Source organism: Methylobacterium sp. J-076 (assembly GCF_022829405.1).
Taxonomy (GTDB): Bacteria; Pseudomonadota; Alphaproteobacteria; order Rhizobiales; family Beijerinckiaceae; genus Methylobacterium.
The window spans coordinates 40,862-63,953 of sequence record NZ_JAKSXW010000140.1 but is presented as its reverse complement, the minus strand read 5'-3'; the positions used below and the strand labels follow the sequence as shown (position 1 = coordinate 63,953).

Below are 23,092 nucleotides of genomic sequence, written 5' to 3'. Positions count from 1 at the left end.
ACCCGGACGTCGGGGGTGATGTAGCCGCCCCCCGCGGCCGGAGTCGACCGTCAGGCGAAGAGGGCGTCGATGTCGTCCTGGCTGGTGGCGATCTCTTCCGCCTGGGGACCGTTCAGCATCAGCTCCGCGGCCCTGTCGCGGCGGGCGCGCTCCGAAGGATCGGAGATCGCCGCGTCCCGGGCGCGCACGGCGCCGATGAAGCGGTCCAGGCGCTGCTCGAAGCTCTGGAGCGCGTCCACCACCTTCGAGATCCGCTGGCCGGTGATGTCCTGGAAGGCGCAGGCCTCGAAGATCGTCCCGACATGCTCCTCCAGCGCGGGGCGGTGCTCCGGCCCCTCGGGGAGGTTCAGGAGCGCTTCGGCGGCGGCCATGATCCGGTTGGTCGCGCCGGCCGTGGCCATGAGGACGCTGCCGAGCTCCTCATGCGCCATCGGGATCCTGTCGCGGCTCATCTCGTTGGCGCGCAGAGCCGCGATCTCTTCGCGCATGTGGGTGATGTATTCGGCGATCTGGATGAGTTCGGAGACCACCGCCGCCGATTCGAACTCGCGGATGTCCGCAGGTATGTGCCGCTGCGCCTGAGCCATCTGCTTTACCTTGAATGCCGGATCGTCACGCATGACCCGCCCGTGCCGCCACGGTCGTCCCGGATGCGCGGCGGAGGTTCCCGCCGGCCCCGGATGGCGCATCAGCTTCCGCAGACGGCTTCGATCTTCGACTTCAGCGTGGCCGCGTTGAACGGCTTGACGATGTAGTTGTTCACGCCGGCCTTCTTGGCGGCGATGACGTTCTCGGTCTTCGACTCGGCGGTGACCATGATGAACGGCGTCGTCCGCAGGCCCTCGTCGGCGCGGACATGGCGCAGGAGTTCGTAGCCGGTCATCGGCTCCATGTTCCAGTCGGAGATGACGAGGCCGTACTTGCGGCCCTTCATCCGGGCGAGGGCCGCCGTCCCGTCGGAGGCGTCGTCCACCTCCTCGAAGCCGAGCTGCTTCAAGAGGTTACGGATGATCCGAACCATCGTCTGGTAATCGTCGACGACGAGGATCGGCATGCTCAGATCGAGAGCCATGAACCAAATGCTCCGAGGTCACGCGGGACGCTGGGCGCCCGGCCTGTATTGATTTCGCTGTCCTGCGGATTGATTTCGCTGGACCTTCACTGACCCTACCGTTGAGCTTGTTGCAAAGCCGTTAAAGCGGCGGCAGAGAGCTCGCTTGACCGGCCCTGCCCGTTTCGGCAGGGTCCCGCGGCGCGGGTTCCGCGGGGGCTTCACCCGCCGACCGGCGCGCCCGAGAGCACCGACCCTGATCCGATGGCCCCTGGCGACGAGACGACCGTGCGGCCCTTCATCCTCTGCCGTGCGGACGAGGCCGTGCCGGCGGCGCTGCGCGGCGCCGTGGCGGCAATCGGCAATTTCGATGGCGTGCACCGCGGCCACCGGGCGCTCGCGGCCGCCGTGCGGGCGGAGGCGGAGGCCGGCGGCCACCCCGCCGCGGCCCTGACCTTCGAGCCGCATCCGCGGGCGTTCTTCCGCCCCGAAGCGCCGATGTTCCGGCTGACCGGTCCGCAAGCCAAGGAGATCCTGTTCGCCCGCAGCGGCCTCGACGGCCTCATCATCCGGCGATTCGACGCCGCCCTGGCCGCAACCGGCGCCCGCGCCTTCGTCATGGAGTTCCTGAAAGACGGGCTCGGCCTGTCGGGGGTCGTGGTCGGGCACGACTTCCATTTCGGCCGCGCCCGCGAGGGGACGCCGGCCTTGCTTCAGGACCTCTGCCGCGAGGCGGGCCTGACCTGCCGCCTCGTGGATCCCGTCGCCCTGGCGGGCGAGGAGGTGCCCGTCTCCTCCAGCAAGATCCGCGCGGCGCTGGCGGAGGGGGACATCGCCCGGGCCAACGACCTGCTGGGCTACCGCTGGTTCGTGATGGCGGCGGTGCGGCACGGCGACAAGCGCGGGCGGACCCTCGGCTACCCCACCGCCAACCTCATGCTCACCGAGTGCGGCCTCGCCCATGGCATCTACGGCGTGCGGGTGCGGCTCCCCGACGGCGGGCTGCGGGACGGCGTCGCGAGCTACGGGCGCCGCCCGACCTTCGATGACGGCGCCCCGTTGCTGGAGGTGAACCTGTTCGACTTCACGGGCGACCTCTACGGGCAGGAGCTGGCGGTCGAGTTCGTCGGGTACATCCGCGGCGAGGAGCGTTTCGCCAGCGCGGACGACCTGATCGCCCGCATGCACCTCGATGCGGACGAAGCCCGGCGTCTCCTGGCGGCCGACTCCGTGCCCTCGATGCTCGCCTGAACGGGCGCCATCGGTATAGTAGGCGACGATATCTCTGTCGGAGGCGGATGTGCTGGGCCGGTTGGATCGTGGAAATTCGGGTGAGGCGGTCGTGGCCTACGGCGACGGCACCATGCGGGTGGTGAAACCGGGCAGCTTCGTGCGCTGTGCCGTGACGGGGGATGCCATCGCCCTCGATCAGCTCCGCTACTGGAGCGTCGCCCGGCAGGAGGCCTATGTCTCGCCCGACGCGCTGATGACCCGCCTCAAGACATCCGGGCGGCCGTAGCGGGCCGCTGCAGCCCAAAGCGGATCCGTCGCCTCTCCCTGTCCTCGCAACGATTTGGACGCGTGACCGAACGCGGCGCTTCATGCGTTCGACGGGCCGTGGACACGCGTCTCCGAGAACGGTGATCGGATGGTCCCGCGAAGTGGGATCTCCCGCCGCCTCGCAGCCATAACGACGGGGCTGAAACAGCCGACCGGCCAAGGGGATGACACCCGAAGTTCGAGGATACTGGCAGCATTCCACCGGAAGCTGCGACGCCGGGTGAAGTCTCGCCCCTAAGCCTGAGCCGGCACAGAACAATTCCCAGTTGCGTCTTACATAACTTCCGCAATCTGGGCGCGCACGGCGTCCGCGTCGGCGAAGGCGAGCCTGACCCGCAACACCGCGACCCGCGCCGCAAAGTCCGGCGGCAGGCGGACGGCGTCCTTCTCCGTCGTCACAAGGATGGCACCGAGGCGGTGCGCCCCGGCGGCGAGGGCCGCGAGGTCGGCGGGGCGGTAGGGGTGGTGATCCGCGAAGGCGCGCGTGCCGGCGAGTATGGCGCCGGTCTCCTCCAAGCTCGCGAAGAATTTCGACGGCCGGCCGATCCCCGCAAAGGCCAGACAGCGCCGGCCGGCGAGATCACCCGGATCCGGGACGAGCCGCGCCCGGTGGACCGGGAGGGCGCGCCCGTGCGCCGCCTCGGCGACCGCCTCTCCGGCCTCGCCCCCGCCGACGACGATCACCCCGGCGACATGGGGCCATTGCCGCGCCATCGGCACGCGCAGAGGCCCCGCCGGGAAGGTCCGCCCGTTGCCGATGCCGGCCGTCCCATCGACCACGGCGAAGGCGAGGTCCTTGGCGAGGCTCGGGTTCTGGAGGCCGTCATCCATCACGATGACCGTCGCGCCCTGTCTCGCGCACAGGGCGGCCCCGGCGGGCCGGTCGCGGGCGACGACCGTGGGGGCGAGCCGGGCGAGGAGGAGGGGTTCGTCGCCGACGTCGGCGGCCCCGTGCGCGCCCGGCGTGACCACGACGGGGCCGGCGAGGCCCCCGCCATAGCCCCGGCTCAGGAAGGCCGGCTCGGCGCCGAGGTCCCGCAGGATCGCCGCGATCGCCAGGGCGGCCGGGGTCTTGCCCGCCCCCCCGAGGGTGAAGTTGCCGAGGCAGACCACGGGGCAGGGGGCCTTCGCCCCCGGCCGGTCCATGCGCCGGGCCCCGAGGTGTCCATACAGGGCGGAGAGCGGTGCCAGCAGCCTCGCGGTGGGGTGGCCCGGCCGGGCCTGCCAGAAGGCGGGGGGGCGCATCAGGCCCGGGGGCGGCCGACCGGGTGGAGGCCCTGAAGCTTCATCTGCGCCACGAACGGGTCGAGCACCGCCAGGGTGCGCGCCACGGCGCCCTCGAAGGGCCGCAGGGCCGCCTGCCCGTCCCGCGCCATCCGGGCGAGGCGGGGCTTGTCGGCGAGCAGTTGCCCGACGAGGTCGGCGAGTTCGGAGCCGTTGGCCACGAGCGCCGCTCCACCCGCCCGGTCGAGGGCGTCGTAGACCTGCGTGAAGTTGCCCGTATACGGCCCGTGCAGCACCGCCGCGTCGAGGCGTACCGGCTCGATGGGGTTCTGGCCGCCGCGGGGCACCAGGGAGCCGCCGACGAAGACCAGCGGGCTGAGCCGGTAGAACAGGCCGAGTTCGCCGATCGTGTCCGCCACGTAGAGCTCGACGCTGGGATGCGGCCGGCCGCCGGCGGAGCGCCGGGCGCTGCGCAGGCCCACGGCGGCCGCGCAGGCGGCGGCGTCGGCACCCCGCCCGGGATGCCGGGGGGCGAGCACCGTGAGGAGGTTCGGGAAGCGCGACCTCAGCTCCGCGTGGGCGTAGGCGATGGCCGCCTCCTCGCCGTGATGGGTGCTCGCCGCGAGCCAGACCGGACGCCCGGCCATCATCGGCCGGAGATAGTTGAGCTGCTGCGGGTCCGCCGGGGGGACCGGCGCATCGAACTTGAGGTTCCCGGTGATCGAGACCCGCGGTGCGCCGAGCTTGGCGAACCGCGATCCGTCCTCCTCCGTCTGCGCGAGGCAGACGGCGATGCGCGACAGCAGGGCCGCCGCCGTGCGCCGGGAGCGCTCCCAGCCCTTGAACGACCGCTCGGACATGCGGCCGTTGACGAGGATCAGCGGGATCTCCCGCTCGTCCAGGGCGATGATCGTGTTGGGCCAGATCTCCGATTCCGCCACCACCGCGATGTCGGGCTGCCAGTGCTCCAGGAACCGGTCGATCCAGCGGGGGGCGTCGAGGGGCACGTACTGGTGGACGGCGCCGGGGGGCAGGCGGGAGCTGATCAGGTCCGCCGCCGTGCGCGTGCCGGTCGTGACCAGCACGGAATAGCGCCGGGCGATCATGCCCTCCACCAGGGCGACGAGGGACAGCACCTCCCCGACGCTCGCCCCGTGCATCCAGATCAGCGGACCCACCGGCCGCGCCCGGCCCGGCAGGCCCCGCCGCTCGCCGAGGCGGCGCGGATCCTCCTTGCCCCGGCGGGCGCGCCACGCGAGCAGGCCGGCCACCGCCGGCTCGCCGATCCGCAGGCCGGTGCGGTAGAGCCGCAGGGGCAGGGTGAGGGCGGGCTGTCTCACGCGGTTCCCTCCGACGCGCCGGAAGTCGGAGCGGCTGCGGCGGCCAAGGCGTAGTAGGCGGCCCGGTCGTGCCGGCCGACCAGGGCGTAGGCCCGGGCATGGACCCGGTCCATCTCCGCCTCGACATGGCTGCGTAGGTGCTCGAACGCCTCGCCCTCGCAGTCCCGCGGCACGAAGACCGGGTCGCCGAGCACGATCGCCGCCCGGCCGAAGGGCAGGGCGAGGCAGGCCCGGTCCCAGGAGCCGAAGCGGAGGTGGCGGCTCATCACCACGGCGGAGGGGACCACGGGGCGTCCCGAGAACCGGGCGAGGGTGAGGATGCCCGCATCGCAACGCCGCGTGACCTTCGGCACGTCGGCGCTGAACGCCACGCATTCCCCCGCCTTCAGGGCCCTCAGCATGGCCCGGAGCCCTTCGGCTCCGCCCTTGGCGCGGGCATCGGCGGCCCGCCGCCGCCCGCGGGCGCCGGAGGCCCGCATCACCCGCACGCCGAGGCGCTCGAGGGCGATGGTGTTGATGTCGCCGTCCGGGTTCCGGGAGATGATGGTCGCGACCCGGTCGGTGGCCCGCATCATCAGCGGCATCTGGATATGCTGCCCGTGCCACATGCCGAAGATGGCGGGGAGCTGCGCATCGAGCCACGCATGGGCCGCGGCCCCGTCGCCGGAGATCCCCGTGCCCGTCTCCATGGTGAAGCGGTTGGTGGCCCGGACGAGACGCAGGTAGCCGGCGGCGAGGCGGCCGAGCGCCCGCTTCACGAGCGGCTGTCGAAGGAGGCGCTTGAAGAGACTCATCGTTGCCCGCCCGTCAGGCCCGGCGGCATAGCCCCGACAGGGCGATGGGTTCAACCCGCCCGAGGGCCGGCAATGCGCCGGGCGGGCATCGGCCATGTCCCCGCGAGACATCCCGCACCCGCTCACAAAACCGTTTGGGGCCTTGTTTGGAGTAATTCCAGATTGTAGATTGGAAACGTTCCAAGGAGGGGAGTGGCCGATGTCGATGGTTCTGGAGGAGACGGGCGAGGCCCTCGCCGAAGCGCGGCGGGAGTTCGTCCTCCGCTACGTGCAGCCCGGTCTCGCGGGGCTGATCGACGGGTCTGTCTCCACCCTGGCGCCGATCTTCGCGGCGGCCTTCGCCACCGGCCACAACTGGTCCACCTTCCTCGTGGGTCTCGCCGCCTCGGTCGGGGCCGGGATCAGCATGGGATTCACGGAAGCCCTCTCGGACGACGGCAGCGTGACGGGGCGCGGCAGCCCGCTGATGCGCGGCCTCGTCTGCGGGGTGATGACCACGGTGGGCGGGCTCGGCCACACGCTCCCCTACGCCATCCCCGACACCCTGCCGGCGGGCTGGCCGAACGCCTTCACCCTCGCCACCAGCCTCGCGGTCGCCGTCGTCATCGTCGAGCTGGCGGTGATCGCCGCCATCCGTACGCGGTTCATGGCGACGCCGTTCTGGCGGGCGGCCCTTCAGGTGATGTTCGGGAGCCTCCTCGTCCTCGTCACGGGGATCGTCATCGGCAGCGCTTGACGCGGCGCCCCGGCGCCGCGATGCCGGGGCGAAGTCCGGAGCGCCCCTTCGCCTTGACCTTTCGCCTCGCCCATCTCAGCGACCCGCATGTGGGGCCGCTCGGCCGTCCGCGTTTCAGCCAGCTCCTGGGCAAGCGGGCGACCGGCTACGCCAACTGGCGCCGGGGCCGCTCCCGCAGCCACGACATGGGCACCCTGTCCCTCCTCGTGTCGGACATGCGCGCGCAGGGCGCGGCGCACATCGCCTGCACGGGGGACCTGTGCAACATCGGCCTGCCCAGCGAATGGGCGACGGCGCAGTCCTTCATGGGCGCCCTCGGCTCGCCCGATGCGGTGAGCCTCGTGCCGGGCAACCACGACGCCTACGTGCGCGGCTCCCTGGAAGGCCTGCTGGCCACCTGCGGCGCCTATACCTCCGACGATTCGGGGACGCTGGCACAGTTCCCCTACCTCCGGCGACGGGGGCCCGTGGCGCTGATCGGCCTGTCGAGCGCGATCCCCACGAAGCCGTTCGTCGCCAGCGGACGCCTCGGCCCGCCGCAGCTCGCGGCGGCGGAGACGTTGCTGAAGGCGCTGGCGACCGAGCCGACGCGGCTCTGCCGGGTGGTGATGATCCACCACCCGCCCCATCCCGGCGGCGCCTCGCCGGGTCGGGAGCTGAAGGATTCCGCGGCCTTCGCCGCCATGATTGGCCGGGCCGGCGCCGAACTGATCCTGCACGGGCACAACCACGTCGCCAGCCTCGCCCGGCTTCCGGGGCCGGGGGGGCGGGCCGTGCCCGTGGTGGGGGTGCCCTCCGCATCGGCCCTGGCCGAAGGGCACGGCGCCCTGCCGGGGCGCCGTGCGGGCTATGCGCTCTACGAGATCGCGCGGGCGGGAGAGGGCTTCTCGATCGCCGCGTGGCGCCGGGGCCTGGACGACACCGGCATCATGGCCGACCTCGGCCCCCTCGACCTCGGACTGGCCGCGCCCTTGCAGGCGCCGGCCTGACGGAGACGGATCAGGTCCCGGAGGCGAGGATGCCCGCCGGGCGGCGGGTGATGCTCGCCTCGTAGCGTTCGGCCTGGACGCGGGTCAGCCCGCTGACCAGGGCGAGGGAGCCCTGGTAGACCGTGTAGGTGCCGTCGTGGGTCGGCTTGACGCGGATGGAATCGGACATGGGAACCTGCCTCTTGCTGGAGAAAGCTGCCGCAGGGTTTTCACGAGGCGCAGCACCCGTTCTGGGCCGGCGCCGTTTCGAACGCACGTCACGAGGTGAGGTTAGGCAATGGCCGCTTGGAGGCAAGGCCGGGCTGTGGTGAAGTACCGAGCGCGCCGACGTTGCAATGCGGGAAACGCTTGATTCTCCGTGCAATCCTGACGATGCCCAAATTAACGGCACAGTGCGTGCATTTTGAATAAAGCGAAGACGCAGTGATTTAGCCGGATCAACACCATCCGAATCACCCAAGTCTCAACAACCTGGAGAGCGATGCATGGAACTCTGGCGCCTGTCCGCGACAGACCTCGCAGCCCGGATCCGCACCGGTGACGTCTCCGCCCGGGAGGTCGCGGTGGACGCCCTCGATCGGCTCGCCGCCGTGAACGGCGCCATCAACGCCGTGGTGGAGCATCGGCCCGAGGAAGTGCTGCGCGAGGCCGAGGCGGTCGATGCCGCGCGCCAGCGGGGCGAGACCCTGGGTCCGCTCGCCGGGGTGACGGTGACGACCAAGGTCAATGCCGACCAGGACGGCTACGCCACCACCAACGGGCTCCGCCTGCAGAAGGATTTGGTGGCCAAGGCCGACAGCCCGGTGGTGGCCAACCTCAAGCGGGCGGGGGCGGTGATCCTCGGGCGGACCAACACCCCAGCCTTCTCGCTGCGCTGGTTCACCACCAACCAGCTGCACGGGGCGACGAAGAATCCGCGCGACCCGTCCCTGACGCCGGGGGGCTCGTCGGGCGGGGCCGGGGCCGCCGTGGCGGCGGGGATCGGCGCCTTCGCCCACGGCACCGACATCGCCGGCTCGGTGCGCTACCCGGCCTATGCGTGCGGCGTCCACGGCCTTCGCCCGAGCTTCGGCCGCATCCCGGCCTGGAACGCCTCCTCCCCCGAGCGCGGGATCGGCCCGCAGCTGATGGCCGTCTCCGGGCCCCTGGCGCGCAGCATCGGCGACATCCGCCTGACGCTGGCCGCCATGGCCGCGCCGGACCCCCGCGATCCGTGGTGGGTGCCCGCCCCCCTCGAAGGCCCGGCCCGGCCGCGCCGGGCGGCCCTTTGTCTGCGGCCGGGCGGGCTCGCCATCGTGCCCGAGGTGGAGGCGGCCCTGCGCGACGCCGCCGCCCGCCTCGACGCAGCCGGCTGGCAGGTGGAGGAGATCGCCGACACGCCGCCGATCCGCGAGGCCAACGACATCCAGCTGATCCTCTGGCTCGGTGACGGCTACGCCGCGGTCCGGGCGCTGGCCGAGCGGGAGGGCGACCCGGAGGCCATCGGCCTGCTCGAAGCCTTCCGGGCGACGGCGGAAGCCCTGACGCCGGACGCGATTCCCCAGGCCCTCGTCCGCCGGGCGACGCTGGCCCGGCAATGGTCCGTGTTCCTGGCCGAGCACCCGGTGCTGCTGGTGCCGGTCTCCGCCGAGCTGCCGTTCCCGGACGGGCTCGACCGGACGCCGGAGGGTATCGCCCGGGCCTTCGAGGCGAACCTGCTGCAGGTGGGGCTCGCACCCCTCGGCGTCCCGGCCCTGACCGTGACGACCGGGCTCGTGGGCCACACCCCCGTCGGCGTCCAGATCGTCGCCGCCCGGTTCCGGGAGGACCTGTGCCTCGCGGCGGGTGAAGCCATCGAGGCGGGCGGCGTGCCGCCGATGCCAGTCGATCCGGTGGGCCCCGGGCGGGACTGACCCGCGGCGTCATCGCGAGCGACGCGACTCAGGGCGGCGGAACGGTTTTCCATGCCGCGCCGCACCGGATCGCTCCGCTCGCAAGGGCGGAGAGGGGTCGGCGGCGGCGCGGGCCTCCTCAGCCCCCGAGCCGCATCAGCATCCCGGCGAAGAGCCGCGCCCGGCTCGGGAGCGAATCGATGAGGACGTGCTCTTCCAGGGTGTGGTAGCCGCGGCCGAGGGCGCCGAGGCCGTCGAGGGTGGGGATGCCGACGGCTCCGGTGAAGTTGCCGTCCGACCCGCCCCCCGCACTCCCGTGGGTGAGGGCGACGCCGGCCTCCGCCGCGATCTCCTTCGCCAGGGCGTAGAGGGACAGGGTGCCCGCATCGGGCTCCCAGACCGGGCGGGTGACGCCCCGTCTCACGGTGAAGAGCACGCCGTCCTCCTCGCCGGAGAGGGCGAGCATCCGCTCCACCACCCGGTCGAGGTCGGCCTGCCGCTTGGCCATGCTGAGGGCTTGGCCCCGGCAGGTGGTGGGCACGCAGTTCACCCATTGCCCGCCGGACACGATGCCCGTGGAGACCGTGCAGTCGGCGTCCGACAGGGCGTCGATGGCGAGCACCTTGCGGGCCATGGCGCGGATCGCCGAGCGACCCTCCCCGGGCGACGCCCCCGCATGGCTCGGCCGGCCCAGGGCCTCCAGGTCGAACCGGGCGATGGCGTAGCGGCCGGTCACGACCCCGTCGCCGGGCTGGCCGGGCTCGGGCACGAGGACGAAGGCGTGGCGGGCGGCCTCGCCCTCGATGAGGTCGCGGGTCGAGGGGCTGCCGACCTCCTCGTCGCTGGTGAACAGCACCGTCACCGGCAGGGGCGTCCGCGCCCCCGCGCGGGCCAGGGCGCGGATCGCGGCCAGCGCGATGACGTTGCCGCCCTTCATGTCGAGGGCGCCGGGGCCGTGGGCGCGGTCCCCCTCGATCCGCCAGGGCATCCGCGCCAGGGTGCCGACGGGATGGACCGTGTCGAGGTGGCCGAGGATCAGGATGCCCGGCTCGTCCCGGCGCGGGTGGGGCAGGCGCGCGCGGACGCAGTCGCCGAGGCCCCTATGGCCGGGGATGGTCTCAACCTGCGCGCCGAGCAGGGCGAGGTCGCGGGCGGCGAGCGCCATCATGCGGTTGACCGCCGCCGCATCGTGGGTGGGGCTCTCGCATTCCACCCAGGCGCGCAGGTTCGCCAGGATCTCGTCCACCGCGAAGTGCAGTTGCAGGGTCATCGGGCGCCCTCCGAGGCCGGGCCGGAGAACGGGTCCGCCACCCGCGGCCAGTAGCGGGGGTCCCGCTTGGTATAGGGGATCGCCCCGTAATCCGGCGGCACCGCCCCCGGCGCCGCCACGTAGCGCACGGCCGAGGCGATGGGGATGAAGCCCGCATAGAAGTGCTGCATCGACTTCACGACGACGATGCGCTTGTCATCCAGGGCCAGGCCGAGGCCGGTGAAGGCATCCGGGGCGAAGGGCTGCTGGCGCTTGTGGGTGAGGACGAGGTGGATCCCGTCCGCCTCCACCCAGGCCGCCGGGCCGAGATTCGCCCGCCCGCCGCTGAGCCCGCCCTGGCTGTGGTCCTCCGAGAGGCCGCGCACGGTGATGCGCAGGTCCACGGGATCCCCCGAGGTCAGGCCGCACTTGCCGCCGATCCGCAGGTCGAACGTCGCCCCGAGCCCCGCCTCGTGGCAGATGCCCACCGCACCGGGGTCCCAGATCATCCCCAGCGCCGCCCCCTTCACCCCGCGGGCGACGAGGCGGGCGAGGATCGCGGTGTTGTCGGAGGGCGCCCCGGCCCCGGCATTGTCGGCGGTGTCGGCGAGCACCATCGGCCGGGGGTCGTCGGAGGCCAGCGCCGCGTCGATGGCGGCGTCGATCGTGTCGAAGGCGGTCGAGGCGGCCTCGCGCATCGCCCAGACCTCGCCCGCGAGGGTGTCCGCCAGGGCCTGCGCCTTCGCCCCGTCGCCATCGGCCACGACGAGCATCTTGGCGCCGACATCGGCCACGTCGGCGTAGGGGAAGCCGTGCCCGAAGGAGACGGAGAGGATCCCGTCCCGCCCCTCCAGCGCGGTCATCCGGCGGACGAAGCCCGCCACCGGCTCGCGGGTGGTGCGCCACATGCTCACCATCTTGCAGTCGGCATAGGCCATCACCGGGCGGATGCGCCCCTGCGCCGCCCCGACCACGAGGGGGTAGAGGTCGCGCGCCCGGTCCACGATGTCGGTGTGCGGGTATTCCTTGTAGATCACCATCACGTCGGAGGATCGGCGCATCGCCTCGGTGAGGTGACAGTGCAGGTCGATCTCGACGCCGACCGTCACCTCCGGCCCGACCACCGCCCGGACGTGCTCCAGCGTATCGCCCTCGCAATCGTCGTAGCCCTCGGCCACCATCGCCCCGTGCATGAACAGCAGCACGGCATCCACCGGCATCGCCGCGCGCAGGTCGTCGAGGAGCGTGTCGCGCAACTCCTCGTAGACGGCCCGCAGGGTGGTGCCGCCGGGCTGGGCGAAGGTCGAGAGGCTTTCCACCACCGTGTGCCCGTCCGCCTCGGCCAACTCCCGCCACGCCTTCAGGCCGATGTTGCTCAGGGAGGGCGGGGCGCGGGTGCCGTCCCGGCGGGAATAGTCGGCCAGGAAGGCCGCGCGGCCGGTGGGCAGGGGGGCGAAGGTATTGGTCTCGGTGGCGAGCCCGGCGATGAAGATCTTCAAAGGTCGTCCTTCGTGTCTTTGCGTGCGGGCAACCAGCAAGTCACGCGCCGGCTTCCGGGGTGAGGAGGATCGTCGTCCGCGTCGCCGCCTCCACCGCCTCGCGGGTGTAGGGCATCGGCACGTGGTCCTGCCGGGACCAGACCCCCGCGAGGTCGCGGTAATGCGGGCTGCGGGGGTCGCCCGACTGGCCGGGGACGTTGACGAAGACCGAGGCGTCCCAGGCGCCGACATCGACCACCATGCGGAACGACGCGCCGTTCGTGACCCGGAACGTGTCCGTCCGGTACTCGGCGTTCATCGGGCTGGCCCCGGCCCCGCCGAGGGGGAACGGGCCGACATCCCACGCCCCGTCCCCGCCGAGGGGCGAGAGGGGATGGGCGAACAGCGCCCGGTGGAGACGCCCCCAGGCCCAAACGGCGGGGTCCTCGCCCATCGTCGCCCGGCAGGTCTCCCAAGCCGCCGCGAGGGCCTGTGCCACCAGGGGCGCCCGGCGCTCCGGGGCGAGGCCCGTCTCCAGGCGCTCGATCAGGCTCTGCGCGTCGCCGGGCGGGATCAGCCTCGCCGTCGCCCCGTCCGGCACCAGGGCCGCGATCAGCGCCGGGCGCAGGTGGCGCACCCACAGCACCTCGACCAGGGCGGCGGCGACGCTGTCGGCGGCGAGGACGCCGTCGAAGCCCCGGAGCAGAGCCTGCGCCCGCTGGATTTCCCCCCGCTCCCCGGCCGGGACGGCGCAGGCGATCCGGGCGATCCGCAGGGCCGGCTCGGAATAGGCATCCGCCTGGAGAGCCTGCGAATCGGCGAGGCGGTGGGCCGTCTGCCCGCCGAGCACCGCGCGGATGCGGTCGGCGCGCCAGGGCTCATGCCATTCAAAGCCGATCTTGCGCGCCTCGGCCGGGTAGGAGGGCGGCAGGTTCATCTCGTTGGCGGTGGCGATCCAGCCCTCGGCCGGGTCGATGGCGCAGGGCAGCTCGGCGGCGTCGAGGAAGCCGGACCAGTCGAAGCGGCCGTCGCCGGGGACGGGGAGCAGCCCGTCATGGGCCGGGCGCCGGGGTGCCTTGCCCGCCATGAACCACGCGATCCGCCCGTCCCGGTCGGCGTAGAGCTGGTTCACGGAGGGCGCCGACCAGTGGCGCAGGGCCTGGCCGAACGCCTCGGGGCTGGTGGCGCCGAGATAGGCAAGGCTGCCGAGATAGGCGGCGGAGCCCGGCGCGGACCAGACGGTGGAGAGGGCGAAGGCGCGGGCCGCATCCTCCGCGACGACCGGGCCATGGCGGGTGAAGCCGAAGGTCACCGCCTCGTCCGGTCCCCCCCGGACGGGGATGGTCTCGGCCACGCGACGGATCGGCTCCCAGCCGTCGCCGTGGCGGACGAGGTCCGGGTCGTCGGCGTGCTTCGCGCAGACGAACAGGTCCTCCTGGTCCATCGGCGCGATGGTGAGGCTAAAGGCGGCGTGGCCGTTATGGCCGATGGAGATGCCGGGCAGGGCCGGCTCGCCCGCCCCGATGACGTCGAGACCCGGCGCGGTCAGGTGCACGGCGTAGCGCAGGGAGGGGTTGAGGTAGATCCGGTGCGGATCGCTCGCCAGGATCGGCCGCCCGGTCACGGTGCGGCCGGGGCCGACCACCCAGTTGTTCGAGCCTTCGCTCAGCTCCGGCGGGGCTGCCGCGCCCCGGCGGCCCACGGCCCCGTGGGCATCGACCTTCGACCAGTCCCACGCCTCCGCGCGGGTGGCCGCCATCCGCGCGGGCGAGAAATTCACCTGCGCCGTGGCGAGGCGGAACGTGTCGAGGAGGTCGTCGGGCCAGTCGGAGGCGTCGAGACCCTCCGGCACCACGGGCTCGTGCGGCGGGCTCAGGCGCTTGCGCAGGTCGTCGGTGGCGAGGCCGCCGCCCCGGGCCAGCACCTTCGCCCGCGCCACCTCGGAGAGGACGTTGCGCACCAGCCCGTGGCTGCGGATGCGGACCACGTCCTCCGGCGCCCAGGTGGCGGGCACCGTGTCCGTCAGGGCGAATTCCGGCGGGAGGAGGTCCGGCCGCCCTTCGGTCAGGGCGACGAAGGCGTTGAGGCCGTCGACGAAGGCGGTGACGATGGCCTTCGTGTCCTGCGGGCCGTAGGCGGCCCACTCGGCCTCCATGTCGCCCCGGTAGAGGAAGAGGCGTGCCGCCCGGTCCTGGGCGAGGAAGCCCGGCCCGAAATCCGCCGCCAGCAGCCCGAGGCCGCGCTTGCGCCAGAGGTCGAGCTGCCACAGCCGGTCCCGGGCGGCGTTGAAGCCCTGGACGCGGTAGGCGTCGAGGGCGCTCCCCGCCCGGATATGGGCGAGGCCCCAGCGGTCGATGCGGATCTCCGCCGGGCCGCCGAGGCCCGGCAGGGTGAAGCCGGAACTCACAAGACCACCTCGATGAGGTACGGCCCCCTCTCGGCGAGGCCGTGCCGCAGGGCGTCGGCGAATTCGGCCAGCGTCTCGACCCGGCGCCCATCGACGCCGAAGCCCCGGGCCAGGGAGACCCAGTCCATGGCCGGATCGTCGAGGCTCAGCATCCCGATGGCCTTCGGGCCGGGATTGTGGGCGCCGACATTGGCGAGCTCGCCGCGCAGGATCGCGTAGGCGCGGTTCGACCAGACCACCGTCACCACGTCCAGGCGCTCCCGGGCCTGCGTCCAGAGCGCCTGGACCGTGTAGAGGCCGCTGCCGTCGGCCTGGAGGTTGATCACCTTCCGGCCGGGACAGGCCACCGCGGCCCCCGTGGACATGGGGATGCCGACGCCGATGGAGCCGCCGCTGAGCTGGAGCCAGGAATGCGGCGCGCTGGCCTTGGTGAGCCCGAAGAAGTTGCGGCCCGTGGTGAGGGACTCGTCGCAGATCACCGCGCCCTCCGGGATCAGCGCGCCGAGCACGGCCCCGATGCCGTCCTGTTCGAGGGCACCGGATGAGGGGATCTCCGGCCGCCGGCCGAGATCGGGGAGGGCGACCTCCGGCGCATTCACCGCCTCGGCGAGCCGCGCGAGGGCGTCGATCTGGTCCTCGGCGGGGGTGGCGAGGGTGAGGGTGCGGCAGCCCTCGGGGGCGAGCAGGCTCGGCTTGCCGGGATAGGCGAAGAACCCGACCGGCTGCGTGGCGCCCACGAGGATGATGTGGCGGAAGCCCTTCAGCGCCTCGATGGCCTGATCGATCGGGTAGGGCAGGCGCTCGATGGGCACCGTGCCCGCGCCCCGGTCGATCCGGGCGTTCGAGGTCATGGCGAGCAGCTTCGCGCCGGTCTTCCGGGCGATCCTGTCGGCCAGGACGCGGCCTTGCCCGCGCACCGCCCGGTCGCCGAGGTGGAGCAGCACCGGCTCGCCGCTCGCCAGCGCCCGGGCGGCGGCCGAGACCGCGTCGTCCTCCACCCGCGCCCGCTCCGGCACCGGCGGCACGGGGGCGACGCCCGTGCCGGGGTCCCAGGCGGTGTTGGCCGGGAGGATCAGCGTCGCCACCTGCCCCGGCGCCGTCCGGGCGGCGGCGATGGCGTCGGCACCGTCGCGGGCGATGGCCTCGGCGCTCATCCCCGTCCGCACCCAGGCCGACATGGGACGCGCCAGCCCCTCGATGTCCGAGGTGAGGGGCGCGTCGTACTGCCGGTGGTAGGTGGCGTGCTCGCCGACGATGTTCACGAGGGGCGAGCGCGCCCGCCGGGCGTTGTGCAGGTTGGCCAACCCGTTGGAGAGGCCGGGCCCGAGGTGGAGCAGGGTCGAGGCCGGCTTGTCGGCCATGCGGGCGTAGCCGTCGGCCGCGCCGGTGGCCCCGCCCTCGAACAGGCAGAGCACGCAGCGCATCCCCTCGACCCGGTCGAGGGCGGCCACGAAGTGCATCTCGGAGGTGCCGGGATTGGTGAAGCAGACCTCGACGCCGCCTGCCACCAGGGTCCGCACCAGGCTCTCGGCGCCGTTCATCGACGCCGCCGCCGCCTCCACCGTCGGTTCAGCCACGCGGTCCCTCCTGCGCCAGTCGCAACCCCGGCATCGTCGCACGGCAGGGCTCCGGCGCAAGGGGCCTCGGATGCACGCCGGACGGGCGCGGCCCCCCGACGGCGGCGGCCGTGATGGCGCGGGACTTGCCGGGGGCGGCGCGTCTGCCACGGTCACCGGACATGCCATGCAGCTTCACCGACGGACTGCCCTGACGCTCGCCGGGCTCCTCGCCCTCGCCGCCCCCGCCCGGGCCGAAAGCGTCCTGCGCATCGCCATGACGGCGACCGACGTGCCCACCGCCACCGGCATGCCGAACAACGGCTTCGAGGGCATGCGCTTCCTGGGCTACCCGATCTTCGAGGGCCTGACGCAGTGGGATTTGAGGAGCACCGACAAGCCCTCCGGCATCAAGCCCGCCCTGGCCACGAGCTGGGAGCAGGACCCGGCCGACGCCCACGTCTGGACCTTCCACCTGCGCCAGGGCGTGACGTTCCACGACGGCACGCCCTTCGACGCCGACGCCGTGGTCTGGAACCTCGACCGTTACTTCAAGAACGGCAGCCCGCAATTCGAGCCTCAGGCGGCGGGCATCTCCCGGGCGCGGGCGCCGATCGTCGCGAGCTACCGCAAGGTCGATGACGCCACCGTGCAGATCACCACGACGCAGGTCGCCTCGTACTTCCCCTACATGGCGGTGTACTTGCTGTTCACCTCGCCCCAATCCTTCGAGAAGGCGGGCCGGGATTGGACGAAGGTGCCGGCCCTGCCCGCCGCCGGAACCGGCCCGTTCCGCATCGTGAAGGTCAGCCCCCGGGAATCGGTCGATCTCGCCCGCAACGGCGGCTACTGGGATCCCGACCGCATGGCGAAGGTCGACCGGGTCCGCCTTCTGCCGATCCCCGAGGCCAATGCCCGGGTGGCCGCCCTGCGCTCGGGGCAGGTGGACTGGATCGAAGTGCCGGCCCCCGACGCGATCCCCTCGCTCAAGCAGGCCGGCTTCACGATCACCGCCGGCTCCTACCCGCATGTCTGGCCGTGGATCTTCAACATCGCCGCCGCCGACAGCCCGCTCAAGGACGTGCGGGTGCGGCAGGCGCTCAACTATTGCGTCGACCGCAGCGGCATCGTCGCCCTGCTCAACGGCACCGCCGAGCCCGCCTCGGGCTGGCTCAACGACAAGGACCCGAATTTCGGCTCGCCGGAGAATCATTACGTTTCCGATCCGGCGAAGGGGAAGGCGCTCCTGGCGGCGGCGGGCTACGGTCCCGGCAAGCCGCTGGCCCTCAAGGTCATGGTCTCGTCCTCGGGCTCCGGGCAGATGCTGCCGATGCCGATGAACGAGTACCTTCAGGAGAACCTGAAGCAGGCTTGCAATGTGGACGTGTCGTTCAACGTGGTCGAATGGCAGGTCCTGCTCAATTCGAGCCGCCTGCCGCCGGATGCCGGCGGGCTCCAGGGGGCGAACGCCCTGAACGTCTCCTCGCCCTCCTCCGACGCGGCGGTGATGGAGCGCTATTTCTCCTCGTCCCGGTTCCCGCCCGGCGGGTTCAACTTCCCCAACTGGAAGGACGACCGGTTCGACGCGGCGCTCAAGGCCCTGGCCGAGACCACGGACCAGAAGGTGATCGACGCGCAGACGCGGATCGCCCACGAGCGCCTCGTGGACAACCCGCCCTGGCTCTACATCGTCCACGACCTCAACCCGAGGGGCATGGCGAAGACGGTGAAAGGCTTCGTCTCGCCCCAATCCTGGTTCGTCGATCTCACCCTCGTCAGCGTCCAGGGAGCGGGAACCGCCACGCCATGACCGACCTGCACACCCTTTCCGCCGCGGCCCTGGCCCGCGCGATCGCCGCCCGGAAAGTCTCGCCCGTGGAGGCCGTCGAGGCCATGCTCGGCCGGATCGAGCGGCTGGAGCCCAAGCTGCAGGCCTTCACCGAGGTCTTCTGGCAGGATGCGCGCTTGGCCGCCGAGGGCGCCGACCGGGCGATCCGGTCGGGGCACGCGGTCGGCCCCCTGCACGGCGTGCCCGTCGTGCTGAAGGACCTGATCGACATGGAGGGCCGGATCACCATGGGCGGTTCGGCCGCCCACCGGACCCGCCGGGCCACCCGCACGGCCACCGTCGCCCGGCGGCTGATCGCGCAGGGCATGATCGTGCTCGGCAAGACCCATACCGTCGAATTCGCCTATGGCGGCTGGGGCACGAACCAGCATCTCGGCACGCCCTGGAACCCCTGGGATCCGGAGGTGGCGCGCACCCCCGGCGGCTCATCGAGCGGCACGGGCGTCGCCGTCGCCGCGCGCCTCGCTCCGTGGGGCATCGGCACCGACACCGGCGGCTCCGTGCGCCTGCCCGCCGCGTTCTGCGGCCTCACCGGGCTCAAGGTCACGGTGGGCCGGGTCTCGACCTCCGGGATCGTGCCGCTCTCGGCGACCCTCGACACCCCCGGCCCCCTGGCCCGCACCGTCGAGGACACGGCCCTGCTCTACGAGGCGATCTCCGGCCCCGATCCCCTCGACCCGACGACGCGGGGCGTCGTGCCGGCCGACCCGTGGGGCGTCCTGAACCGCGGTGTCCGGGGCCTGCGCCTCGCCCGCATGCCGGAGGCCGAGCGCCAGGGCACCGCGCCGGAGGTGCTCGCGGCCTACGACGGCGCCCTCGCCGTGCTGGCGGGGGAGGGGGCCGAGATCGTCGAGATCGCCCTGCCGTTCCGGTTCGCCGACATCGTCGCCATGAACGGGATCACCAGCGCGGAAGCCTATCTGGAGAACGGCGCCCTGGCCGAGGACGCGGCCTCTCCCCTCGGCGACGCGGTGCGGGCGCGGATCCTGGCCGGCGCCTCGGTCTCGGCGGAGACCTATCTGCGCACCCAGCGCCGCCGGGCGGAGATGAAGGCACGGTTCGCGGCCGCAATGGAGGGAATCGACGCCCTCCTGACCCCGACGACGGAAAGCGCGGCGATCCCCCTCGACGCGGTGGACGAGGGGATGATGCCCTCGCGCTTCACCCGCTTCGGCAACCTGCTCGACCTCTGCGCCCTGGCGCTGCCGGCCGGCTTCACGGCCGGGGGCCTGCCGATGTCGCTTCAGATCGCCTGCCGGGGCTACGACGAGGCGATGGCCCTGCGCATCGGGCAGGCCTACCAGGGCGCCACGCAGTGGCACCTGCGGGAGCCGGTTCTGTAAGGCTCGCTCCCCTGGAAGGCCTCGCGGCGTCCGCCGGGACGGCGCCGGGGCCGTCCGGCCGCTACCGGATCGTCGGGCGACTGGCGCTATCCGCCCCCGGAAGGCCGAGGCCGGCGAGGAGGGTCGCCCGCGCACGGCTGACGCGGCTCTTCACCGTCCCCACCTGACAGCCGATCCGGTCGGCAGCCTCCTCGTAGGTGAAGCCTTCGGCGCCGACGAGGAGCAGCACCTCCCGCTGCGCGACGGGGAGGAGGTCGAGGTGCTGCCGCACGGTGTTGAGGGTGCTCACGTCCTCCTGGTCGGAGAGGGCGACGAGCCGCTCGGCATGGGAGCCGTCGGCGTCCTCCACCTCGCGCTTGGCCTTGCGAAGGTCGGAGTAGAACAGGTTGCGCAGGATCGTGAACACCCACGCCGTAAAGTTCGTGCCGGGGCGGAAGCGGTGCTGATTCGCCCAGGCCCGGGCGAAGGCCTCCTGCACGAGGTCGTCGGCCCTGGTCGCATCCCCGCACAGGGACAGGGCGAAGGTCCGCAGGGCCGGCAGGGCCTTGATGATGTCCGCCCGGAAATCGAACGCCGATGCGGCGGCCGATGCCGCGAGCAGAGCCTCGACCCGGCCCACGAGCCCCGACAGGCGCTCGGGAATCGGATCGTTCTGGGTGACGGCGAAATAGTCCCGCAGCGGTGCCATCAGGTGGCGTCCGACATCGCTGGCGCCCCGCGGACCCGCGGCCTGGGGGTTCCGATCCCCTGGAAATCCCGGCAGTGCGATGGGCATTCGCTCCCCCTGAAATACTGCATTCTGGAACTGGTCTAATCACGGCTAACTGGCTTCGGATGAACCGTTGCTAAACAAGCCCGGCCACGATTGCCGGATCGTCCCGGTGGCCGCCGCGAAGCCCGGGGCGAGGGGGGTGGCGCGGAGGTGGGCGAATGTGCATCCTCGGGCCGAGGACGCCGGCATGACGCACGATCACGACCACGCCCACGGTTCGGGCCATGGCCATCACCACGGGCACGGCAGCGACCTGACCCCGGTCGAAGCCCGGGTGAAGGCCCTCGAATCGCTGCTGGTGGAGAAGGGGTACATCGTCCCCGCCGCCCTCGATGCCCTGGTCGAGATGTACGAGACGAAGGTCGGGCCGCATCTGGGGGCCCGGGTGGTCGCCCGCGCCTGGGTCGACCCCACCTACCGCGACCGGCTCCTGGCCGACGCGACGCCGGCCATCGCCGAACTCGGCATCGGCGGCCGGGGCGGCGAACACATGGTGGTGGTGGCCAACACGCCGGACACGCACAACATGGTCGTGTGCACCCTGTGCTCCTGCTACCCCTGGCCGGTGCTCGGCCTGCCGCCGGTCTGGTACAAGGCGCCCGCCTACAGGGCCCGGGCGGTGATCGACCCCCGCGGGGTGCTCGCCGACTTCGGGGTCGGCCTCCCCGAGACCACCCGAATCACGGTGTGGGATTCCACCGCCGAGACGCGGTTCATGGTTCTGCCCATGCGCCCGGCCGGCACGGAGGGGTTCCCGGAAGAGGCGCTGGCGGCCCTGGTGACCCGCGATTCGATGATCGGGACCGGCCTGCCCCTCTCCCCCGGCTCGGAGATCCCGGCATGAACGGCCCGCAGGACCTCGGCGGGAGCCACGGCTTCGGGCCGGTCATGCCGGAGCCCGGCGAGCCGGTCTTCCATGCGGAATGGGAGAAGCGCGTCTTCGCCATGGCGATGGCGATGGGCTTCACCGGCACCTGGAACCTCGACGGCAGCCGCGCCATGCGGGAATCGCTGCCCCCGGCGGAGTATCTCGCGTCGAGCTACTATGAGATCTGGTTCGAAGCGTTGGAGAAGCAGATCCTCGCGTCCGGCCTCGCCACCCGCGACGAGGTCGCCGCCGGCCGGTCCCTCGAACCCCCGGCGCCCGTCGCGCGGGTGCTCACCGCCGACATCCTCGCACCGCGCTTCCGGGCCGGCTTTCCCAGCGACCGGCCCCCCGGCGGCCCGGCCCGCTTCGCCCTCGGCGATGCCGTCATCGCGAAGGTGATGAACCCGGTCGGGCATACGCGCCTGCCGCGCTACGTCCGCGGCCGGCGCGGCCGGGTCGAGGCGGTCCACGGGGCCTTCGTCTTCCCCGATACCAACGCCTCCAAACAGGGCGAGAACCCCGCCTGGCTCTACACGGTGGCCTTCGACGCGGCCGAGCTGTGGGGGCCGGAGGCGGATCCCGGCGGGCGCGTCACCATTGCCGCCTTCGAACCCTACCTCGACCCGGCATGAGCACCCCCGCACCACAGGGCCCCTTCTCCGCGCCGTGGGAGGCGCAGGTCTTCGGCCTCGTCGTCTCGTTGCAGGAGGCGGGGCTGTTCACGTGGACCGAGTGGGCCGCCGCCCTCGGCCGCACGATCCGCCCCGCGGGGCAGGGGGAGCAGGCGGCCGATTACGGACGCTGGCTGGAGACGCTGGAACGCCTCCTGGCCGAGCGCGGCGTGGCGGACGGCGCCAGCCTCGACTCCCGGACCGCCGCCTGGCACCGGGCCGCCCACGCCACGCCGCACGGCCAGCCGATCCGGCTGGAGAACGATCCGAACTTCGCGGCGACCTAGGCGCCATCCTCCTTCCCCCGCTGGGGGGGGAGGAGCGGAACCGACCGCGCCAGCTCCTCCAGCGGCACGGGTGCCGCGTGCGGCCGGGTGGCGAGCATCCCGTCGATCAGCGCCAGCACCTCGGGGCGGCCGCAATTGGCGGCGGGCTCGAAGGGCGTCCAGGTCTGGGTGAAGTCCAGCCGCTCGAAGACGTCCCGGTAGCGGCGCAGCTCGTTCACCGTCAGCGGCACCCCGCGCACGAAGGCCTTGTGCGCGGAGATCGTCCGCGCCCGCCGGAAATCGCCTGGCGCCAGCTCGAACTTCAGGGCGTCGCCGCAGAAGCAGATCTTGCGCGTGCGGTCGAACAGCACCGCGTGCCCGTCGAAATGCCCCGCCGTGCGGTGCAGTTCGAGGCCGGGCAGCGGCTCGAGGAAGTCGTCGTAGGGCCAGCTCACCTGAAGGGCGGCGCTCCAGGTGAAGTCCGCCGCCGGGAGGCAGAGTTCCGGATCGAACCGGTCCTGAAGCTGCACCAGCGCCCCGTAGGAATGCGGATGCGAGGCCGAGAGCACCCTCATGCCGCCGAGCCGCGCGATCTGGTCGAGGGCCGCCTCGCTGAAGACCGGGCAGCCCTCGAAGCCCATGTTCCCGTCGTCGGTCCGGATCAGATAGGCCGACGGCCCGATGCCGGAGACCGGCTCGTTCCAGAACCGCCAGACCCCCGGCTCGAGCTCCCGCCAGTGGCAGGGGAAGGCGTCCTGCGCCTCGGCGGCGGTGCGGAAGCGCCAACCGTCCTGAGGCACGACGTGGCGCGCATCGAGGCACATCGGGCAGGAGGGCGGCGGCGCGAAGTGGCGCTGCCAGAACCCGCAATTGTCGCAGGTGTAGGCGGGCAGGTTGAGCGCGCCCGCGAAGGGCAGGTATCCGGGCATCGTCTCGCATCCTCGGCGAAGGGTTCGCCAGAAACTGTGCCCGAACTCCGTCCTGTCCAGCGGGCGTTGCACCGCGACAACGCTGCCCAAAAATCGTCCTCGACGCCGGAGACCCTTGGGCACAGTATCGCCACTCGGA

General features: G+C 72.5%; 21 protein-coding genes and 1 pseudogene. 10 read left to right on the top strand and 12 right to left on the bottom strand.

Annotated elements, in window-relative coordinates; translation table 11 throughout:
• Positions 1–50 precede the first annotated feature (50 nt).
• Positions 51–587 carry a protein phosphatase CheZ gene (locus tag MKK53_RS18565; RefSeq protein WP_243930186.1) on the bottom strand — a complete coding sequence of 179 codons (537 nt, stop codon included), beginning with the start codon at positions 585–587 and terminating at the stop codon, positions 51–53.
• Between the two features lie 101 nt (positions 588–688).
• Positions 689–1,072, bottom strand: coding sequence for a response regulator (locus MKK53_RS18560; RefSeq protein WP_238201481.1), 384 nt, complete (start codon positions 1,070–1,072; stop codon positions 689–691).
• Positions 1,073–1,315: 243 nt separating this feature from the next.
• On the opposite strand from MKK53_RS18560, the gene MKK53_RS18555 reads away from it, so the two are divergent.
• Both MKK53_RS18555 and MKK53_RS18550 read left to right on the top strand, forming a co-directional pair.
• Positions 1,316–2,302, top strand: a complete 987-nt coding sequence (locus MKK53_RS18555; RefSeq protein WP_243930185.1) for a bifunctional riboflavin kinase/FAD synthetase — start codon at positions 1,316–1,318, stop codon at positions 2,300–2,302.
• A gap of 49 nt (positions 2,303–2,351) precedes the next feature.
• Positions 2,352–2,570, top strand: a complete 219-nt coding sequence (locus MKK53_RS18550) for a DUF2093 domain-containing protein (protein WP_243930184.1) — start codon at positions 2,352–2,354, stop codon at positions 2,568–2,570.
• A gap of 314 nt (positions 2,571–2,884) precedes the next feature.
• On the opposite strand, the gene lpxK is transcribed toward MKK53_RS18550, so the two are convergent.
• From lpxK to MKK53_RS18535, 3 genes are read right to left on the bottom strand one after another with little or no spacing between them, the layout of a single operon-like run.
• A complete protein-coding gene (gene lpxK, locus MKK53_RS18545) occupies positions 2,885–3,856 on the bottom strand; it encodes a tetraacyldisaccharide 4'-kinase (RefSeq protein ID WP_243930183.1) in 972 nt (323 codons plus the stop codon).
• Positions 3,856–5,175, bottom strand: a complete 1,320-nt coding sequence (locus MKK53_RS18540; RefSeq protein ID WP_243930182.1) for a 3-deoxy-D-manno-octulosonic acid transferase — start codon at positions 5,173–5,175, stop codon at positions 3,856–3,858. The genes lpxK and MKK53_RS18540 overlap by 1 nt, the downstream gene beginning before the upstream one ends.
• A complete protein-coding gene (locus MKK53_RS18535; RefSeq protein ID WP_243930181.1) occupies positions 5,172–5,969 on the bottom strand; it encodes a lysophospholipid acyltransferase family protein in 798 nt (265 codons plus the stop codon). The genes MKK53_RS18540 and MKK53_RS18535 overlap by 4 nt, the downstream gene beginning before the upstream one ends.
• A 244-nt stretch (positions 5,970–6,213) precedes the next feature.
• Between MKK53_RS18535 and MKK53_RS18530 the strand changes: the two are divergent.
• Together MKK53_RS18530 and MKK53_RS18525 are read left to right on the top strand one after the other, a co-directional pair.
• Positions 6,214–6,705 (top strand): annotated as a pseudogene (locus tag MKK53_RS18530) (VIT family protein); the annotation flags it as partial.
• Positions 6,706–6,758: 53 nt separating this feature from the next.
• On the top strand, positions 6,759–7,694 hold the full coding sequence (locus tag MKK53_RS18525) for a metallophosphoesterase family protein (protein ID WP_243930180.1): 936 nt from the start codon (positions 6,759–6,761) through the stop codon (positions 7,692–7,694).
• 10 nt (positions 7,695–7,704) lie between these two features.
• Here the strand turns inward: MKK53_RS18525 and MKK53_RS18520 are convergent, their stop codons facing one another.
• Positions 7,705–7,863, bottom strand: a complete 159-nt coding sequence (locus tag MKK53_RS18520) for a hypothetical protein (protein WP_243930179.1) — start codon at positions 7,861–7,863, stop codon at positions 7,705–7,707.
• 316 nt (positions 7,864–8,179) lie between these two features.
• On the opposite strand from MKK53_RS18520, the gene MKK53_RS18515 reads away from it, so the two are divergent.
• A complete protein-coding gene (locus MKK53_RS18515; protein WP_243930178.1) occupies positions 8,180–9,586 on the top strand; it encodes an amidase family protein in 1,407 nt (468 codons plus the stop codon).
• Between the two features lie 118 nt (positions 9,587–9,704).
• Here the strand turns inward: MKK53_RS18515 and MKK53_RS18510 are convergent, their stop codons facing one another.
• From MKK53_RS18510 to MKK53_RS18495, 4 genes are read right to left on the bottom strand one after another with little or no spacing between them, the layout of a single operon-like run.
• Positions 9,705–10,835 carry a M20/M25/M40 family metallo-hydrolase gene (locus tag MKK53_RS18510; protein ID WP_243930177.1) on the bottom strand — a complete coding sequence of 377 codons (1,131 nt, stop codon included), beginning with the start codon at positions 10,833–10,835 and terminating at the stop codon, positions 9,705–9,707.
• A complete protein-coding gene (locus MKK53_RS18505; protein WP_243930176.1) occupies positions 10,832–12,313 on the bottom strand; it encodes a M81 family metallopeptidase in 1,482 nt (493 codons plus the stop codon). The genes MKK53_RS18510 and MKK53_RS18505 overlap by 4 nt, the downstream gene beginning before the upstream one ends.
• Positions 12,314–12,353: 40 nt before the next feature.
• Positions 12,354–14,699 carry a penicillin acylase family protein gene (locus MKK53_RS18500; protein ID WP_243930175.1) on the bottom strand — a complete coding sequence of 782 codons (2,346 nt, stop codon included), beginning with the start codon at positions 14,697–14,699 and terminating at the stop codon, positions 12,354–12,356.
• Positions 14,696–16,240, bottom strand: a complete 1,545-nt coding sequence (locus MKK53_RS18495; protein ID WP_243930214.1) for an acetolactate synthase large subunit — start codon at positions 16,238–16,240, stop codon at positions 14,696–14,698. Before MKK53_RS18495 ends, MKK53_RS18500 begins: the two co-directional genes overlap by 4 nt.
• Positions 16,241–16,442: 202 nt before the next feature.
• Between MKK53_RS18495 and MKK53_RS18490 the strand changes: the two genes are divergently transcribed.
• Both MKK53_RS18490 and MKK53_RS18485 read left to right on the top strand, forming a co-directional pair.
• Entirely contained in the window at positions 16,443–18,065 is a 1,623-nt protein-coding gene (locus MKK53_RS18490; protein WP_243930174.1) for an ABC transporter substrate-binding protein, read from the top strand.
• Complete coding sequence (locus MKK53_RS18485) at positions 18,062–19,447, top strand: amidase (RefSeq protein WP_243930173.1); 1,386 nt, start codon at positions 18,062–18,064, stop codon at positions 19,445–19,447. Before MKK53_RS18490 ends, MKK53_RS18485 begins: the two co-directional genes overlap by 4 nt.
• 61 nt (positions 19,448–19,508) lie before the next feature.
• Here the strand turns inward: MKK53_RS18485 and MKK53_RS18480 are convergent, their stop codons facing one another.
• Positions 19,509–20,222 (bottom strand): sigma-70 family RNA polymerase sigma factor, encoded by a 714-nt coding sequence (locus MKK53_RS18480; protein ID WP_409564362.1) that lies wholly within the window; start codon positions 20,220–20,222, stop codon positions 19,509–19,511.
• Between the two features lie 184 nt (positions 20,223–20,406).
• Between MKK53_RS18480 and nthA the strand changes: the two genes are divergently transcribed.
• From nthA to MKK53_RS18465, 3 genes are read left to right on the top strand one after another with little or no spacing between them, the layout of a single operon-like run.
• Entirely contained in the window at positions 20,407–21,063 is a 657-nt protein-coding gene (gene nthA, locus MKK53_RS18475; RefSeq protein WP_243930171.1) for a nitrile hydratase subunit alpha, read from the top strand.
• Positions 21,060–21,719, top strand: a complete 660-nt coding sequence (gene nthB / locus MKK53_RS18470) for a nitrile hydratase subunit beta (RefSeq protein ID WP_243930170.1) — start codon at positions 21,060–21,062, stop codon at positions 21,717–21,719. Before nthA ends, nthB begins: the two co-directional genes overlap by 4 nt.
• The gene (locus MKK53_RS18465; protein ID WP_243930169.1) at positions 21,716–22,045 is read left to right on the top strand and encodes a nitrile hydratase accessory protein; all 330 of its coding nucleotides are present in this window, start codon (positions 21,716–21,718) and stop codon (positions 22,043–22,045) included. Before nthB ends, MKK53_RS18465 begins: the two co-directional genes overlap by 4 nt.
• Here MKK53_RS18465 and MKK53_RS18460 read toward each other — a convergent pair.
• Positions 22,042–22,953: an MBL fold metallo-hydrolase gene (locus MKK53_RS18460; RefSeq protein WP_243930168.1), complete on the bottom strand. Its 912-nt coding sequence runs from the start codon at positions 22,951–22,953 to the stop codon at positions 22,042–22,044. The two genes, MKK53_RS18465 and MKK53_RS18460, sit on opposite strands and share 4 nt — an antisense overlap.
• Positions 22,954–23,092: the final 139 nt, after the last annotated feature.

What these genes read in the sequence shown, in the direction of transcription:
- MKK53_RS18565 (WP_243930186.1), bottom strand. Translation starts at nt 587, where the DNA reads ATGGCTCAGGCGCAGCGGCACATACCTGCGGACATCCGCGAGTTCGAA.
- MKK53_RS18560 (WP_238201481.1), bottom strand. Translation starts at nt 1,072, where the DNA reads ATGGCTCTCGATCTGAGCATGCCGATCCTCGTCGTCGACGATTACCAG.
- MKK53_RS18555 (WP_243930185.1), top strand. Translation starts at nt 1,316, where the DNA reads ATGGCCCCTGGCGACGAGACGACCGTGCGGCCCTTCATCCTCTGCCGT.
- lpxK (WP_243930183.1), bottom strand. Translation starts at nt 3,856, where the DNA reads ATGCGCCCCCCCGCCTTCTGGCAGGCCCGGCCGGGCCACCCCACCGCG.
- MKK53_RS18535 (WP_243930181.1), bottom strand. Translation starts at nt 5,969, where the DNA reads ATGAGTCTCTTCAAGCGCCTCCTTCGACAGCCGCTCGTGAAGCGGGCG.
- MKK53_RS18520 (WP_243930179.1), bottom strand. Translation starts at nt 7,863, where the DNA reads ATGTCCGATTCCATCCGCGTCAAGCCGACCCACGACGGCACCTACACG.
- MKK53_RS18515 (WP_243930178.1), top strand. Translation starts at nt 8,180, where the DNA reads ATGGAACTCTGGCGCCTGTCCGCGACAGACCTCGCAGCCCGGATCCGC.
- MKK53_RS18510 (WP_243930177.1), bottom strand. Translation starts at nt 10,835, where the DNA reads ATGACCCTGCAACTGCACTTCGCGGTGGACGAGATCCTGGCGAACCTG.
- MKK53_RS18495 (WP_243930214.1), bottom strand. Translation starts at nt 16,240, where the DNA reads ATGAACGGCGCCGAGAGCCTGGTGCGGACCCTGGTGGCAGGCGGCGTC.
- MKK53_RS18490 (WP_243930174.1), top strand. Translation starts at nt 16,443, where the DNA reads ATGCAGCTTCACCGACGGACTGCCCTGACGCTCGCCGGGCTCCTCGCC.
- MKK53_RS18485 (WP_243930173.1), top strand. Translation starts at nt 18,062, where the DNA reads ATGACCGACCTGCACACCCTTTCCGCCGCGGCCCTGGCCCGCGCGATC.
- MKK53_RS18480 (WP_409564362.1), bottom strand. Translation starts at nt 20,222, where the DNA reads ATGCCCATCGCACTGCCGGGATTTCCAGGGGATCGGAACCCCCAGGCC.
- nthA (WP_243930171.1), top strand. Translation starts at nt 20,407, where the DNA reads ATGACGCACGATCACGACCACGCCCACGGTTCGGGCCATGGCCATCAC.
- nthB (WP_243930170.1), top strand. Translation starts at nt 21,060, where the DNA reads ATGAACGGCCCGCAGGACCTCGGCGGGAGCCACGGCTTCGGGCCGGTC.
- MKK53_RS18465 (WP_243930169.1), top strand. Translation starts at nt 21,716, where the DNA reads ATGAGCACCCCCGCACCACAGGGCCCCTTCTCCGCGCCGTGGGAGGCG.
- MKK53_RS18460 (WP_243930168.1), bottom strand. Translation starts at nt 22,953, where the DNA reads ATGCCCGGATACCTGCCCTTCGCGGGCGCGCTCAACCTGCCCGCCTAC.